General features: G+C 68.6%; 16 protein-coding genes and 1 tRNA gene. 13 read left to right on the top strand and 4 right to left on the bottom strand.

From position 1 onward, the window contains the following. Window positions 1-133: 133 nt before the first annotated feature. The 3 genes from ACFOWB_RS06075 to ACFOWB_RS06065 all read left to right on the top strand — a co-directional run bounded on the left by ACFOWB_RS06075 (window position 134) and on the right by ACFOWB_RS06065 (window position 3737). Entirely contained in the window at window positions 134-2257 is a 2124-nt protein-coding gene (locus tag ACFOWB_RS06075; protein ID WP_378146236.1) for a calcium-binding protein, read from the top strand. Between the two features lie 75 nt (window positions 2258-2332). Then, complete coding sequence (locus ACFOWB_RS06070; RefSeq protein WP_261404150.1) at window positions 2333-2767, top strand: YqaA family protein; 435 nt, start codon at window positions 2333-2335, stop codon at window positions 2765-2767. 103 nt (window positions 2768-2870) lie between these two features. Next, a complete protein-coding gene (locus ACFOWB_RS06065; protein WP_261404151.1) occupies window positions 2871-3737 on the top strand; it encodes an MBL fold metallo-hydrolase in 867 nt (288 codons plus the stop codon). 37 nt (window positions 3738-3774) lie between these two features. Here the strand turns inward: ACFOWB_RS06065 and ACFOWB_RS06060 are convergent, their stop codons facing one another. Both ACFOWB_RS06060 and ACFOWB_RS06055 read right to left on the bottom strand, forming a co-directional pair. Continuing rightward, window positions 3775-5400, bottom strand: a complete 1626-nt coding sequence (locus ACFOWB_RS06060) for a hypothetical protein (RefSeq protein ID WP_261404152.1) — start codon at window positions 5398-5400, stop codon at window positions 3775-3777. A gap of 282 nt (window positions 5401-5682) precedes the next feature. Next, a complete protein-coding gene (locus ACFOWB_RS06055; protein ID WP_261404153.1) occupies window positions 5683-5943 on the bottom strand; it encodes a PepSY domain-containing protein in 261 nt (86 codons plus the stop codon). Between the two features lie 111 nt (window positions 5944-6054). Here ACFOWB_RS06055 and ACFOWB_RS06050 point away from each other — a divergent pair, with 111 nt between their 5' ends. From ACFOWB_RS06050 to ACFOWB_RS06040, 3 genes are read left to right on the top strand one after another with little or no spacing between them, the layout of a single operon-like run. Continuing rightward, the gene (locus ACFOWB_RS06050; protein WP_261404154.1) at window positions 6055-6354 is read left to right on the top strand and encodes a PepSY domain-containing protein; all 300 of its coding nucleotides are present in this window, start codon (window positions 6055-6057) and stop codon (window positions 6352-6354) included. A 2-nt stretch (window positions 6355-6356) separates the two neighbouring features. Beyond that, window positions 6357-7022 carry a response regulator transcription factor gene (locus ACFOWB_RS06045; protein ID WP_261404155.1) on the top strand — a complete coding sequence of 222 codons (666 nt, stop codon included), beginning with the start codon at window positions 6357-6359 and terminating at the stop codon, window positions 7020-7022. Further along, window positions 7019-8371 (top strand): sensor histidine kinase, encoded by a 1353-nt coding sequence (locus tag ACFOWB_RS06040; RefSeq protein ID WP_261404156.1) that lies wholly within the window; start codon window positions 7019-7021, stop codon window positions 8369-8371. Before ACFOWB_RS06045 ends, ACFOWB_RS06040 begins: the two co-directional genes overlap by 4 nt. A 40-nt stretch (window positions 8372-8411) precedes the next feature. Here ACFOWB_RS06040 and ACFOWB_RS06035 read toward each other — a convergent pair. Beyond that, window positions 8412-8487: transfer RNA gene (locus ACFOWB_RS06035), tRNA-Ile, on the bottom strand. A gap of 197 nt (window positions 8488-8684) precedes the next feature. On the opposite strand from ACFOWB_RS06035, the gene ACFOWB_RS06030 reads away from it, so the two are divergent. Next, the gene (locus tag ACFOWB_RS06030) at window positions 8685-8882 is read left to right on the top strand and encodes a hypothetical protein (protein ID WP_261404157.1); all 198 of its coding nucleotides are present in this window, start codon (window positions 8685-8687) and stop codon (window positions 8880-8882) included. 108 nt (window positions 8883-8990) lie between these two features. Next, complete coding sequence (locus ACFOWB_RS06025) at window positions 8991-9743, top strand: GntR family transcriptional regulator (RefSeq protein ID WP_261404158.1); 753 nt, start codon at window positions 8991-8993, stop codon at window positions 9741-9743. Window positions 9744-9776: 33 nt separating this feature from the next. Here ACFOWB_RS06025 and ACFOWB_RS06020 read toward each other — a convergent pair whose 3' ends face one another. Continuing rightward, entirely contained in the window at window positions 9777-10787 is a 1011-nt protein-coding gene (locus ACFOWB_RS06020) for a tripartite tricarboxylate transporter substrate-binding protein (RefSeq protein ID WP_261404159.1), read from the bottom strand. A gap of 334 nt (window positions 10788-11121) precedes the next feature. Here ACFOWB_RS06020 and ACFOWB_RS06015 point away from each other — a divergent pair, with 334 nt between their 5' ends. From ACFOWB_RS06015 to ACFOWB_RS05995, 5 genes are all read left to right on the top strand, one after another. Further along, window positions 11122-11433: a UxaA family hydrolase gene (locus ACFOWB_RS06015; protein WP_261404160.1), complete on the top strand. Its 312-nt coding sequence runs from the start codon at window positions 11122-11124 to the stop codon at window positions 11431-11433. Window positions 11434-11445: 12 nt separating this feature from the next. Further along, window positions 11446-12714, top strand: coding sequence for a UxaA family hydrolase (locus ACFOWB_RS06010; protein ID WP_378146229.1), 1269 nt, complete (start codon window positions 11446-11448; stop codon window positions 12712-12714). A 188-nt stretch (window positions 12715-12902) separates the two neighbouring features. Next, window positions 12903-13835 carry a hydroxyacid dehydrogenase gene (locus ACFOWB_RS06005; RefSeq protein WP_261404161.1) on the top strand — a complete coding sequence of 311 codons (933 nt, stop codon included), beginning with the start codon at window positions 12903-12905 and terminating at the stop codon, window positions 13833-13835. 6 nt (window positions 13836-13841) lie between these two features. Further along, window positions 13842-14843: an Ldh family oxidoreductase gene (locus tag ACFOWB_RS06000; RefSeq protein ID WP_261404162.1), complete on the top strand. Its 1002-nt coding sequence runs from the start codon at window positions 13842-13844 to the stop codon at window positions 14841-14843. Window positions 14844-14975: 132 nt separating this feature from the next. Then, window positions 14976-15374, top strand: a complete 399-nt coding sequence (locus tag ACFOWB_RS05995) for an MAPEG family protein (protein WP_261404163.1) — start codon at window positions 14976-14978, stop codon at window positions 15372-15374. Window positions 15375-15377 lie beyond the last annotated feature (3 nt).

Here is a 15377-nt window from a genome sequence, read left to right as displayed (position 1 = left end):
GCGACGACCCGCATGGTTACGACACGGTTAAGTGATCACCCGATCTGCATCCCGCCTCCCGCGCCGCGGGTAGCCCCCTCGGACGCACCCGAGTGGGCGTCTTAGCGAGTCGACACGACTGGGAGGACGACGCATGGCGAATGTCACGGGAACGGCCGGCAGCGACTTCATTCACCGCGCGGACGACGGCAAGACGCCGCCGGACGGCGCGAACGACATTCCGCAGACCACCGACGGCCGCGACAGCATCGACGCGGGCCTTGGCGACGACACCATCTTCGGCGGGCGCGGCGGCGACGCCGCCTTCCTCAACGTGCTGACCGACGGGGCGGACGAGATCAATCTCGGCCAGGGCTTCGACCGGGTCGAGGTCGAGGGAAGCGGGACCGGCGAGACGCAGGTGCGGCTCACCTTCACTTCGGCGGAAGTCGGCAACGGCGACACGAACGACAGCGGGACGCTTCCGAACCAGGACGGCGGCCTTGCGGTGCGGCTTCAGGCCGAGGACGGCTCCGACGGCCTCACCGGTCCGATCACCCGCACCGACGACGAGGGCATCACCTTCGTGGCCGGCGACGGCGTGAAGTTCGACGTCCGCGATCTTGTCTCCGGCGCGGCGCGCGGCGACGAATTCGACGTCGTCACGCTCGGAACCTCGAAAGACGACGCGCTGCGCGCCGACGACAACCAGCGCAACCACTACATCAACGGCGGCGCCGGCGACGACGGCATCCTCGGCGGCGTCGGGCGCGACTTTCTGGTCGGCGGAGCCGGCGCGGACGTGCTGAACGGACGCCTCGGCGCCGACAGCTTCATCGGCGGTTCCGGCGACGACTCGATCTTCGGCGGCCGCGGCGACGACGTCGTGTTCCACAACATCACCACGGACGGCGCCGACCAGGTCAATCTCGGGGCCGACGACGACACGGTGAACGTGACCGCCGCCGCCGAGACCCAGGTCCGCCTCACCTTCACCTCGTCCGAGGTCGGCAACGGGAACGCCAACGACAGCGGGACCATGCCCAACCAGGACGGCGGCCTCGCTGTCCGCATGCAGGCCGAGGACGGCTCGGACGGCCTGACCGGCCCGATCACCCGCGTCGACGACGAGGGCGTCACCTTCATCGCCGGCGAGGGCGTGACCTTCGACGTCCGCGACCTCGTCTCCGGCGTCGCGCGCGGCGACGGGTTCGAGGTGGTGCGGCTCGGCACCTCGGGCGACGACTTCCTGAACGCAGTCGACAAGGACCGCGCCTACTACATCAACGGCGGCATGGGGAACGACAAGATCGTGGGCGGCGACGTCGACGACTTCCTGGTCGGCGGCGCAGGCAACGACACGCTGCTCGGCCGCCTCGGCGACGACAGCTTCATCGGCGGCGGCGGCGACGACGTCATCAAGGGCGGGCGCGGAGCCGACACGGTAATCCACAACATCACCACCGACGGCGCCGACCAGATCCAGCTCGACCGCGGCGGAGACGAAGTGGTGGTGAACGCCACGACCCCGACGGAGGTGCGCCTGACCTTCACCTCCACCGAAGTCGGCAACGGCTCGGGCTTCGACTCCGGGACCATGCCGAACCAGGACGGCGGCCTCGCCGTGCGCATGCAGGCCGAGGACGGCGCGGACGGCCTGACTGGCCCGATCACCCGCGTCGACGACGAGGGCATCACCTTCACGGCCGGGACCGGCGTCACCTTCGACGTCCGCGACCTCGTCTCGGGCGTCGCGCGCGGGAACGAGTTCGAGGTGGTGAAGCTCGGGACCGACGGCGACAACACGATGTTCTTCGACGACCCGTCGCGGGCGACCTACATCAACGCCGGCGCCGGGAACGACAAGGTGGTGGGCGGAAACGCCGACGACTTCCTCGTCGGCGGCGTCGGCGACGACACGCTGAACGGCGGCTCCGGCGCTGACAGCATGATCGGCGGCGCGGGCGCGGACGTGTTCGCGTTCTCAAGCCCGCTTGGCGGCGGGAACGTCGACGCGATCCTCGACTTCGCGGTCGCCGACGACACGATCGAGCTCGACGCCGGCGTGTTCCGCAAGATCGGCGAAGGCGGGCTCGACGCCGACGCATTCACGATCGGGACCGCGGCGACCGACGGCGACCACCGCATCATCTACGACGCGGCGACCGGCTCGCTGTTCTACGACCGCGACGGTTCGGGCGATAAGTTCGAGGCTGTCGAGTTCGCGAAAATCACCGCCGGCCTCGACCTCAGCGAGGACGATTTCCGCATCGCTTGACGGGCGCTGCGCCAACGATGAAGAAGCGGGGGCCGGCCCGACCGGCTCCCGCTTTTCGCTTTCAGCCTCCCCGACATGGATCCTGCGGCCTCATTCGGCCTGTTCAGCGCCGCCTTTCTGGCCGCGACGCTGCTTCCCGCCCAGTCCGAGGCGCTGCTCGTCGCGCTGATCCTGTCGGAGACCCAGCCGATCTGGACGCTGGTCGCGGTCGCGAGCCTCGGCAACGTGCTGGGGTCGCTGACCAACTGGCTGATCGGCCGGCAGATCGACCGGTTCAAGGATCGGCGCTGGTTTCCGGCGAGCGAAGCCGGCCTCGAACGCGCCAAGAACTGGTACGCCCGCTACGGGCGCTGGTCGCTGCTGCTCAGCTGGGCGCCAATCGTGGGCGACCCGCTGACGCTCGTGGCCGGCGCGCTGCGCGAGCCGCTCTGGTCGTTCCTGCTGCTCGTCACCGTCGCCAAAACCGGCCGCTACCTCGCTCTTGCGGCGATCACGACCGGCGTCGCCTGAGGCCGCGACGACCCGCCGCCCGCGATCGTGATCGCGCTCCTGCGGGGAGGCGCTATTCTCGTCCGAACAGGCGATCCGCCCGCTGCGGCCGGAGGTGACGCGCATGACCGGCGAGCCCGACGTCTCGACGTTCTTCGATCCCGCCACCAACACCTTCTCCTATGTGGTGAAGGACCCGGACGGGCCGGCCTGCGCCGTCGTCGACAGCGTGCTGGACTTCGACTACGCCTCGGGACGCGTCAGCCATCGCTCCGCGGACCTGATCGTCGCGCATGTGCGCGAGCGCGGCCTCGTGGTCGAATGGCTGCTCGAGACCCATGTGCACGCCGACCATCTGTCGGCCGCGCCCTACATCCAGCAGGCGCTCGGCGGCCGTGTCGCGATCGGCGCCGGCATCCGCGAGGTGCAGGAGACCTTCGGAAAGGTCTTCAACGAGGGCACGGACTTTCAGCGCGACGGCTCGCAGTTCGACCGCCTGTTCGAGGACGGCGACGCGTTCTCGATCGGCGGCCTCCCGGCGCGCGTGCTGCACACGCCGGGCCACACCCCGGCCTGCGTCACCTATGTGATCGGGGACGCCGCCTTTGTGGGCGACACGCTGTTCATGCCCGACAGCGGCACCGCGCGCGCGGACTTTCCCGGCGGCTGCGCCCGCACGCTGTTCCGCTCGGCGCAGCGCGTGCTGGCGCTGCCGCCCGAGACGAGGCTGTTCATGTGCCACGACTACGGCCCGAACGGCCGCGTGATCCACAACGAGACGACCGTCGCGGCCGAGCGCGCGGCCAACATTCATGTGCGCGAGGGCGTGAGCGAGGACGACTTCGTGAAGCTGCGCACCGAGCGCGACGCGACGCTCGCCATGCCGCGGCTCATCATCCCCTCGCTGCAGGTGAACATGAAGGCCGGCGAACTGCCCAAGCCCGAAAGCGACGGCAGGCGTTACCTGAAGATCCCGATCGACGGGCTGTGACGCTGAGCCGTGACCGGCGGCGCCGTCGGTCGCGACGTCAGGGAATGACGCTGTCGCGGATCTCGACCTTCTGGTTCAGCGCAGTGAACCGAGGCGCCTCGGCGGCGCGACACGCGACGATGCGCAGATCGACGGCCTCGGGCGAAAAGGACGCCTTGGCGCTCGCGGCCTTGTCGCGCACATAGCCGGTGTCGAGGTCGCGCAGCACCAGGCCATCTACGCCCTCGAACTCCGACGCGATCGCGCCTGCGCGGACCATGACGTTCTGCAGCCGGACATCGGCGTGCCGGACGTCGGACTTCCGATCCGCGCGCGTGACCCTGAAGCCGGCCACCGGCGCCGCGTCGCCGACGGACGGATCCGAAAACACCGAGAAGCCGCAGTTCTCGAAAGACGCGCCGCCAAGCGGCTTGAACGTGGTCGCATAGACCCCGCGAGCCAGCGTGCGGGCTTGGACGTTTCGAAACCTGACGTCCGAATAAGCCGGCGCAGCGCGGGCGTCGGCCTTCCTGTCCCGGAACCGCACGGCCGTCTTCGAATTCTCGATGATCCCGTCCACCAACGCGATCCGGGACGCGGTTCGAGACAGCGACAGGTCGGCGCCGGTCTGGTCGTGAAACACGACCGCTTCGTATCGATTTTCGTCCTGTCGGACCCCGTCGTCGTCTAAGCCGCCCGGCGACCTGATCTCGAAGTTCGAGATCCGAACGTCCGTCAGATCGAACGGCGCCCGCGACTTCGCGGCGACGACGAAGAAGATCGAAGTCTTGTGCGCGCCTTCAAGCAGGATGTTCCGCGCCGACACCTTCCGGCACGCGAGAAAAAAGAGGCCGCGCTGAATGAACGGCTCCTGCAGGGCCCCTCCGAAACGGTGGTCGCGCGCCTGATGCCGGAATCCGTCGATCTCGACGTCCTCGCAGCAGTTTAGCAGCAGACCGTGCTCTCCGTTGTAGGCGAGACACCTTTCGATCTTTATCCCGCTGACCGGCTGATCGATCGCGTAGCCCCGCGCGTGGCGCGGCTTGTCGATGTTGAGGCCGAGGGCGGCGAGCGCATTTGTGCCCTCGCCGCCCTCGCACTCCCGCAAGGTGACGTCGCGGCTCGCGAAGCTGATGTCCCAGTTGTTTCCGGTGGTGTATTTTTGCACCTCGGTGCGCGACTTGCCCTTCAGGATCAGTCGTTCGAACAGGATCGCGCTCGACCGATACACTCCGACCGTGGCATTGCGCGGGTCACCGGCCGCGCCGGTCGCTTCGGCCTCGCATCTTTCCAACGTCGATCCGTTTCCGCGGATGGCGACATTGTGGACGTCGTCGAGCGCCCAGGCGACCTGCCCCCACCCAAATCCTCCCCGCTGACCGCCCTCGTAAGGCGAGGCCGCGACCCTGAAGGTCTCCTGTCGCGGAAAAACGATCTCGCCGCCCCCGCGTCGCGAAAGCTCGCGCGCGGCCTCTGTCAGCAAAGCCGCGTTTTTCTTCGCCTTGGCCAGAAGGTCCGGATCGTCGTCCGACACGGACCTGAACAGGCCCAGATCCGCCACGTCCACCCGTTGAGCAGACCGCCCCTCAGCGTCGTCGGCGCGCGCCAGAGTAGGGAGGCCGGGCAGAGACGCCGCCGCTCCCAGCGCCTGAATGAGCCTGCGACGGTCGATGCGAAGGCTCATGAGGATCCGATGGCCTTTCCGCGAACGCGACGCGCCCGCAAGGCGTCGCCGGGTCATCGACGACGCGTCTTGATCCTGCTGACCGGTCGCGGTTCCGCTCCCCGGATCAGAACCGGGTTCATGGCTGAAGATAATCGAAAACCAGTCGGTTGCGATCAACCGGAGCTTCGTTCAGCCGGAGCCTCGATTTCCTGCGGCGGGCGGCGGCGAATGCGTTCAGCCAATCCCGGGCGTCGTCCGGCGATCGGCCCCGCCTTGCTGCGACGGGGCCGTTGGCGCCGCTCAGTCGTCCAGATGCTCGTTCGAGATCGAGCCGGTGCGCGGGTCGATGTGGAATTCGTAGATCTGGCCGTTCTTCACGCCCTTGGCCTCCCAGCGGCCGTCGTCGGCCTCGATCTCGGTCACCTGCGCGTAGCCGGCGTCCCTGGCCTTCTGGGTCGCTTGCTCGATGGTCATCCAATCCGCGCCAGGACGGTCAGCGAGCGCGGGGCTGATGAAGCCGAGCGCGAGAGCGGCGGCGAGGGCGATCTTGGCGGTGGTCATGTCCAAAGCTCCTTGGTGTGAACCTGTGGAGCCCTTTTGGCGGCGCGCCCCCATATTTCCCTGATAGGCTTTGTCAGCCGTTTATCAGCTTCGCCGCCTTAGCCTCCGACCATGCCGAAACCTCTTCTTGCGCTCGCGACCGCCCTGCTCGTCTCTCTGTCCGCTCACGCCGCTTTCGGCGACGAGAGCGACCAGGACCGGGCGCGCCGGGCGCTCGAGCGCGGCGAGATCCGCCCGCTCGACCAGGTGCTCGACGCCGCACGCAAGGCGCTGCCGGGAGACGTCGTCAAGGTGGAGCTCGACGAAGACGACGGACGCTGGACCTACGAGATCAAGATCCTGACGCCCAGCGGCGAGCGGCGCGAAGTCGAGATCGACGCGAAGTCGCTGCGTGTGCTGGAGATTGACTAGGAATGCGTGTGCTGGTGGTCGAAGACGAGCCTCGGATCGCCGCCGACGTGAAGCGCGGGCTCGAGCGCGCGGGCTTTGCGGTCGACCTCGCGGACGACGGCGAAAGCGCCTGGTTCCAGGCCGACGTCGAGACATATGACGCCCTGGTGCTGGACCTCGGCCTGCCGAAGCTCGACGGCCTGAGCGTCCTCAGAAAGCTCCGCGCCGCCGACAACGCCGTGCCGATCGTCATCCTGACCGCCCGCGACGGCTGGCGCGAACGCGTCGACGGCATCAACGCCGGGGCCGACGACTATCTGACGAAGCCGTTCCGGATGGAGGAACTCGTCGCACGGCTGCATGCGGTGCTGCGGCGGACGGTCGGCCAAGCCTCTCCGCTGATGCGCGTCGGCGAACTCGAGCTCGACCCGCGCACGAAGATCGTTACGGTCTCAGGCAAGGCGCTGTCGCTGACGCCGCTCGAATATCGTCTGCTGGCCTATCTCCTCCACCGGTGCGGCGACGTGGTCTCGGCCGGCGACCTGCTCGACCATGTGTATGAGAGCGGAACGGACAGAGAGGCCAACGCCATCGAGGCGCTGATCGCGCGGCTGCGCCGCAAGCTCGGACCGTCGCTGATCAAGACGCGTCGCGGCCACGGCTATGTCGTGCCGGCCAACGCGCGGTGACGCGCGGCTCGCTCCGTCTTCGCCTCAGCATCGCGGCCGCGGCGCTTGTGGCGCTCGCGCTCGCGCTCGGCGGCGTCGGGCTGTTCCTGCTCTTCGAAGCGGCGCTCGACCGGCGCACCGCTGACGAACTGAACCACACCGCCCGGCTCCTCGCCGGCGGCGTCGGCTTCGACGCTTCCGGCGGAATAACGGTCGACCGGCCGCCTGCAGACCCACGCTATGCGACGCCCTATGGCGGCCTCTACTGGCAAATCGAAAGCGCAGAAAAGGAGCCGCTGCGCTCGCGCTCGCTGTGGGACCAGACCATCGCCCTGCCCCGTTCGCCCGACGCCGACATGGCTCATCACGCCACGATCGATCTCGAAGGCTTCGACGGGAGGCCGCTCATTGTGGTGTTCCGCACCGTCCGGATCGCGTCCGCGCCGAACAAGCCGCTTGTCGTGATCACCGTCGCTATGGACCGCGGCCAGCTCGCGGCGAGTCGCGGCATGGTGCTCTGGCTGCTTCCCGCCTCGCTCGCGGCGCTCGGACTTCTTCTCGCCCTCGCCATGGCGGCCTTCGTGCGCCGCGCGCTCAGCCCGTTCAGGACGCTTCGCGGAGAATTGCAGCGCGTGCATGACGGACGCGACGAGCGCCTCCGCGGCAGCTATCCAAGCGAGGTCCAGCCGCTGGTCGACGATCTGAACCGGCTCGTGGCCCAACAGGAGTCAGCGCTTGGACGCGCGCGGACGCAAGCGGCGGACATGGCTCACGGACTGAAGACCCCGCTTGCGGTGCTCGACGCTCTCGCGCGCAGGATAGAGGAGCGCCACCCCGCGCTGAGCGCCGAGATCGACGAGCAGTCGCTCGCCATGCAGGAGCAGGTGTCGCGAACGATCGCCCGGGCGCGGAGCGCGACGGCCGCCGGACTCCAGAAGAGATCGACCCCCGTCGCGCCGGTGCTGGGGCAACTGGTCGCGGCGATGAAGAGCCTGCCCGGTTCGGACCGGATCTCGTGGCGCGTCGAGACGTCCGGGCACGCTCTGTACCCAGCATCCGAGGGCGAGCTTCTCGAGATGCTCGGCAACCTTGTGGACAACGCGCGCAAATGGGCCCGGACGAGCGTGACGATCTCCGTCGTGGCGAAGTCCGGCGGCGGGGCGATTTCAGTCGAGGACGACGGGCCGGGAATGGCCGCGGCTGAGATGGCCGCGATCGACCGGGGACGACGCTGGGACGAGGCGACGCCGGGCACCGGTTTCGGGCTTGCGATCACGCGCGACCTCGCCGCCTCGACGGGCGCACGCCTGCGCCTGTCGGCCGCGCCTTCGCGCGGGCTTCGGGCCGGGATCGAATGGGGGGACGGGTGAAAGTCGCGCCTCTCGCCTTGCGGGCATGAGGGTTTTCGGCTGGTAGGCCTGGCCGGACTTGAACCGACAACCAGACCGTTATGAGCGGTCGGCTCTAACCATTGAGCTACAGGCCCCCGCGGCAGGGATACGCCGAAGCGGGGCGGCTTGTCATCTCGGCTTTGACGACTGCGGTCCCGGAAAACGACCCTCCGCGCCTTCCGCTCGGGCGCCTTGCGCGCCATCATGGTTCTCAGGAGCCGAACAAGCGCCCGGGACAAACCGGGCCAGGCGGCTCCGCCGCGGCCGACCGCGAGAGGAGAGGACCCCCGAGATGAGCGACGTCAGGACTCCGCCCGAACCCTTCCTGTCCACCAACATCGAGCCTCATCCTCCTCATCCCGCCGACAAGGCCGGAGCCGAGGCGTTGCGCAACCCGCCCACGACCTTGCGGATCGTGATCGTGCTCTATGCGATCGCGCTCGTCGCGATGGTGGTCGCGATCGCGGTGCTGAAATCCCCAGGAAGCTGAAGCCTCCCACGTGACGGCGCTCGCTGCGGTCCTGCGAACTGCTATAAAATAGAAGACGTCCCGCGCGCCGGGACGCCTTCTGCCGCGTTTCGAGGACCGCCTTTCCACATGACCGCGCCCGCCACGACCGAAACAGGCGCCGCCGCGGAGGAAGGGCTCGGCTTCCGCCCGCTCTACGCGCAAGTGCGCGATCGGCTGATCCGGCGGCTCGTGGACGGCGTCTGGGCGCCCGGCGAGCCCCTGCCGAGCGAGATGCAGCTCGCCGCCGAGCTCGGCGTCAGCCAGGGCACGGTGCGCAAGGCGCTGGACGCCATGGCGGCGGAGAACCTGGTGGTGCGCCGGCAGGGGCGCGGCACCTTCGTCGCGCGGCATGACGAAGAACGGATCATGTTCCAGTTCTTCAAGCTGGTCGGCGACGACGGGGCCCGCACCTTCCCGCAAAGCCGGGTGCTGTCGGTTTCGGCCGCGCGCGCCAACGCCGGCGAGCGAGACGCGCTGAAGCTCGAGCGGGACGCCAAGGTCGTGCGCATCCGGCGGCTGCGCTCCTTCGGCGAGACGCCGGCGATCGTCGAGACGCTGACTCTGCCGGAGACGATTTTTCCCGGCCTGTCGGCGATGGAGATTCCGAACAATCTCTATGGGCTCTACGCCATGCATTTCGGCGTGACCGTCGCGAGCACGCGCGAGCGCATCAAGGCGGTCGCGACATGCGCGCAGGACGCCGAGACGCTCGGCGTTCCGGCCGGAACGCCCGCGCTCAAGATCGACCGGCTGGCGCTGTCGATCGAGCGCCAGCCGGTCGAATGGCGCGTCTCGGTGTGCCTCACCGAGCGCTTCCACTATCTGTCGGAGCTCCGCTGAAAGCCCGGCCCCGAAGGGCCGGTGCGGCGCGGTTCAGTTCTGGACCTTCTGCTCCCCGCTTTCGGCGAAGACCTTCTTCCAGGTCGCGATCTCCCGCTCGAACTTGGCCTTGTGGGCCTCGACGCTGAGCTCCGCCTCGGGGAACACCGACGTGCCCACCTCCTTGAAGCGGGCGACGATCTTGGGATCCTTCAGCGCGACCTGAAGCGCGTCATGAAGCTTCGTCACGACTTCGGCGGGCGCGCCCTTCGGCGCGTAGAGCGCGTGCCAGATCTGGAACTCAAATCCCTTCAGGCCCGCCTCCTCGAAGGTCGGCAGATCCTTGACGACGTCGAGGCGCTGCTTGGACGAAACCGCATACGCCTTCACCTTGCCGGCGAGGAACGGCGGCACGCCGGTGGTCGACTGGTCGCAGAGCACGTCGACCTGACCGCCCATCATGTCGTTCAGCGCCGGCGCGTTGCCGCGATAGCTGATGAGATTGAACTTTGAGCCGAGCGCCCGCTGCAGCAGCAGCGCGCAGAGATGCGAGTTCGACCCGATCCCGGCATGCGCCACCGACACCGACGGCCCGTCGGACTTCAACTTCGCGAACATCGCCTTTGCGTCGGCGGCCGGAAAGGCGGTCTTGGACGTCAGGATCATCGGGCCGCCGTTGACGAGCCCGAGCGGCTGGAAGGCGGTTCCCGCGTCGTAACCGAGATTGTCGTAGAGCGAGGCCGAGGCGGCGAGCGCCACGTGGTGGATCAGCAGCGTGTAGCCGTCCGGCTCGGCGCGGGCGACGCGCGCGGCCGCAAGCGTGCCGCCGGCGCCGGTCACGTTCTCGATCACGATCTGCTGGCCGATCGTCTTCGACATCGAGTCGCCGACGAGGCGCGCGATGATGTCGCTCGGACCGCCAGCCGCGAAGGGCACGATCAGCGTGACCACGCGGTCGGGATAAGCGGCGCGCGCCGGCGAAGCGGCGGCCGTGAGCGCGACCGCGACGCCGGCCGCGGCGGCCACGGATCTGAAAAGTGCGAGAAAGCGCGTCTTCGACGTCATGCGGAGCCTCCCGGCGGGTTTCGTTTCCTCTGGCGCGGCGGCGGATCTTTCTCGTCCGCCTGCCCGCCCGGCGCGGGGCGTTTCACCCTCGCGCCGACGTGCAGCCGATCGGCTGCGACCCGAATACGGTATCATATCTCTTATATAAGACTAGCGCCGATCGAGAGGTTTGGGACGCCACATTCCAGTTTTTCTACGACTTGAGTCAAGATACTCGGAAAGATCAGACGAGGGCCCGTTGACGCACGAAATGTCTTGTGTCTTATACAAGAGTAAGAGCGCACGGATGAACCGACGACGCGCCGCCGGATCACGCGAGGAGGATCGCCTGACGATGAGCGACAAGACCAACGGGGACGGCCGCGTCCCGCACGTTCTCGCCCACAGCCCGAAGGACAATGTCGCCGTCGCGGTGATCGAGGGACTGAAGGCCGAGACCGACGCTTTCGGCGTCGTGACCGAGAACAACGAGAGCTTCGGGATCTACGTGAAGAACGACATCCCGATCGGCCACAAGGTCGCGCTCACCGATCTCAAGGCCGGCGACACGGTGATCAAGTACGGCCAGGACGTCGGCAGGATCGTCGCGGACATCGCCAAGGGCGAACACGTCCATACGCAGAACATGAAGACGAAGCGCTGGTGAGGAGACACGACCATGGCTGACGTCCTGCCCCAGGGGGAGACGCCCTTCGTCGGCGGCGCTCCGGACCAGCACTTCACCTCGCAGATCGCGCAGAAGCGCGCCTCTGAGGACTTCGTCAACGCGACCTTCACCGGCTGGCGCCGCGAGAACGGCCGCGTCGGCGTGCGCAACCACGTCGTGATCCTGCCGCTCGACGACCTGTCGAACGCCGCCTGCGAGGCGGTGGCGAACAACATCAAGGGCGTGATGGCCCTGCCCCACGCCTATGGGCGGCTGCAGTTCGGCGAGGATCTCGAGATCCACTTTCGCACGCTGATCGGCGTCGGCTCGAACCCGAACGTCGCGGCGGTCGTGGTCATCGGCATCGAGGAGCAGTGGACCAAGCGCGTCGTCGACGGCATCGCCAAGACCGGCAAGCCGGTCGTCGGCTTCGGCATCGAGCAGCATGGCGACATCGCCACCATCGCCCGCGCGAGCTATGTGGCGAAGAAATACGTGCAGTGGGCGACCGAGCTTCCGAAGGAAGAATGCCCCATCACCGACCTCTGGATCTCGACCAAATGCGGCGAGTCCGACACGACGACCGGCCTCTCCTCCTGCCCGACCGTCGGCAACATGTACGACAAGCTGATCCCGCACGGGATCTACGGCGTGTTCGGCGAAACCTCCGAGATCACCGGAGCCGAGCATCTCTGCAAGGAGCGCGCGGCGTCTCCCGAGATCTCCGAGAAGTGGTTCCGTATGTGGAAGTCCTACCAGGACGACGTCATCGAGGCCCACAAGACCGACGACCTCTCGGACAGCCAGCCGACCAAGGGCAACATCGAGGGCGGGCTCACCACCATCGAGGAGAAGGCGCTCGGGAATCTCGAGAAGATCGGCCACGAGTGCAGATACATCGACGCCCTGCAGCCGGCTGAAGCCCCGGCCAAGGGCCCAGGCCTCTACTTCATGGACACGAGCTCGGCGGCCGCCGAATGCGTGACCCTGATGGCGGCGGCGGGCTACGTGGTCCACACCTTCCCGACGGGCCAGGGCAACGTGATCGGCAACCCGATCGTCCCGGTGATCAAGATCACGGGCAACCCGCGAACCGTGCGCACCATGGGCGAGCATGTCGACGTCGACGTCTCCGGCGTGCTGCGTCGCGAGATGACGATCCCGGAGGCCGGCGACGCGCTGATCGACATGATCATCCGCACCGCCAACGGCCGCCTCACCGCCGCGGAGGCGCTCGGTCACCGCGAGTTCGTGATGACGAAGCTGTACCGCAGCGCGTAGAGCGCGCTTCTCCCTCCTCGCGCCGAAGGCGTGGGGAGGGTGGCGCGTCGCCGTCAGGCGACGTGACGGGTGGGGTCTTGGGCGTAGAGCGCAGTCCTGAGTTCTTCGCCATGCCCTGAAACGCACCCCACCCTTACCCTCCCCTGTCCCAGGGGAGGGATGCGTTTGACGTTTCCGCAGAGGTCCCCTTGCCCAAGATCGTCATCAGCGAATTCATCGACGAAGCCGCGATCGCGGAGCATCTCGGCGCTTTCGAAGTCGTCTATGACCCCGACCTCGTCGACCAGCCGGAACGCCTCGCGAAAGAAGCCGGGAACGCCGACGCGCTGATCGTGCGCAACCGCACGCAGGTGCGCGGGGCCCTGCTCGAGGGAGCGACGAAGCTGATCTGCGTCGGGCGGCTGGGCGTCGGGCTCGACAACATCGACGTCGACGCCTGCAAGGCCCGGAACGTCGACGTCTTCCCCGCAACCGGCGCCAACGACGTCTCGGTCGCCGAATACGTCATCGGGACCGCGATGGTCCTGCTGCGCGGCGCGTACGTCTCGACGCCCGAGATGGCGCAAGGCGCCTGGCCGCGCAACGCGCTGTCGGCGGGCCGCGAGATCTCCGGAAAGCGCCTCGGACTTGTGGGCTACGGCTCGATCGCCCGGGAGACCGCTCGCCGGGCGATCGCGCTCGGAATGAGCGTCGTCGGCCACGACCCTTATGTGCCGGCCGACTCCCCCGCATGGGGCCAGACCATCCCGATGTCGCTTCCCGAACTTCTCAAGACCTCCGACGTGGTCTCTCTGCACGTGCCCTTGACCGACGGCACCCGCGGCCTCATCGGCGCCGGAGCGCTCGCGTCGATGAAGCGGGACGCGATCCTGATCAACGCCGCGCGCGGCGGCGTCGTGGACGAAGCGGCGGTCGCGAGCGCGCTCAAGGAGAGGCGTCTCGGGGGCGCGGCGCTCGACGTGTTCGACGCCGAGCCGCTCAGGGGCGCGGCGGCGGAGATCTTCGCCGGGGTCCCGAACCTCATCCTCACCCCCCATGTGGCGGGCGTCACGGCGGAATCGAACGTGCGCGTCTCGGGCGTCACGGCGGCGTCGGTCGCCAAGCGCCTGACGGGAGCCTGAGCCGCGATGCCGAAGCTGACGCTCGCCGAAGCCCGCAGTCTTGTCGCCGCCGCTATGGAGCGTAACGGGGCGGCGCCCGCGAACGCCGCCAGCGTCGCGCGCGCCCTCGTCGGGGCCGAGGCCGACGGGCTGAAGGGCCACGGCCTGTCGCGCGTGGCGACCTACGCCGCGCAGCTCCGCGCGAGGAAGGTCGACGGCGAGGCGACGCCCGTCGTCACGCGGCCGCGCCCAAGCGTCGTCGCGATCGACGCCGCCCATGGCTTCGCCTATCCGGCGCTCGACGCGGCCGTCGCGGCGCTCCCCCCCACAGCGCGCGAAACCGGGCTCGCCGCCGCCTCCATCCGCCGCTCCCATCATTGCGGCGCGGCCGGCCAGCCGGTGGAAGCGCTCGCCGAAGCCGGGCTCGTCGCGATGCTGTTCGCCAACACGCCGGCAGCCATGGCGCCGCATGGCGGGCGCGCCGCCGTGTTCGGCACCAATCCCATCGCCTTCGCCTGCCCCCTGCCCGGCCGCGCGCCGCTCGTGGTGGATCTCTCGCTCTCCAAGGTCGCGCGCGGAAACGTGCTGGCGGCCAAGCAGCGCGGCGAAGCGATACCGGACGACTGGGCGCTCGACGCCGAGGGTCGCCCCACCACCGATCCGGCCGCCGCGCTTTCCGGCACCATGGCCCCGCTCGGCGGCGCGAAGGGGGTGGCGCTCGCGCTGATGGTCGAGCTTCTGGCGGCCGGCCTGACCGGCTCGCTGTTCGCGGCCGAGGCCTCGAGCTTCCTCGACGACGAGGGCGGACCTCCCGGCGTCGGCCAGCTGATCCTCGCCTTCGACCCCGCCGCCTTCTCGTCGAGCGCGCCGGAGCGCTTCGCCGTCCTCGCCGGGGCGATCGAGGCCCAGGAGGGCGCGAGGCTGCCCGGAGCGCGCCGCCTTGCGTTGCGCGCCAAGGCCCAAACGGAGGGGCTCGACGTCTCCGAGAGCGTCCTCGCCGACCTGACGGCGCAGGCCCGGGCGGCCTGAAGACGCGCATAGCGGGCGCCCTCTCAGATTTATTCGGCGAAGGCGGCGGACGGCGGCGCGCCGACGCGCTATGTCGCTCGGATGGTCGCGGACCGCCGTCGCGGCCGCACGCCCCGAGGAGACCGCCGCCCGATGATCTTTCCTGCGACCACTGCGGTCTTCGCCGCCTTGCTCGCGCTGGTCTATGCGGGACTCAGTTTCTGGGTGGTGGCCGGCCGGTTCTCGAGCGACGTGCTCCATGGTGACGGGGGAAACCAGACGCTGCTGAAGCGCATTCGCAGCCACGGCAACTTCATCGAATATGTCCCGCTCACGCTGATCCTCATCGGCCTGCTGGAGGCCTCCGGCGCCGGCGGCGGACTGGTGACGACGCTGCTGGTCGTGCTCCTCGTCGCGCGGATTCTGCATCCGATCGGCATGATCGCGCCGAAGAATTCTCCGCAACAGTTCGCCTGCCGCGGCGGAGGGATCATCGCCACCATTCTGGTGATGACGATCGCCGCCGTGACGCTGCTCGCGCGCACGGTCTGACGC

It is taken from the genome of Chenggangzhangella methanolivorans, from assembly GCF_042648545.1.
Taxonomy (GTDB): Bacteria; Pseudomonadota; Alphaproteobacteria; order Rhizobiales; family Methylopilaceae; genus Methylopila; species Methylopila methanolivorans.
Note: the sequence above shows the minus strand (reverse complement) of the source record. Positions and strands in the feature narration are given on the sequence as shown.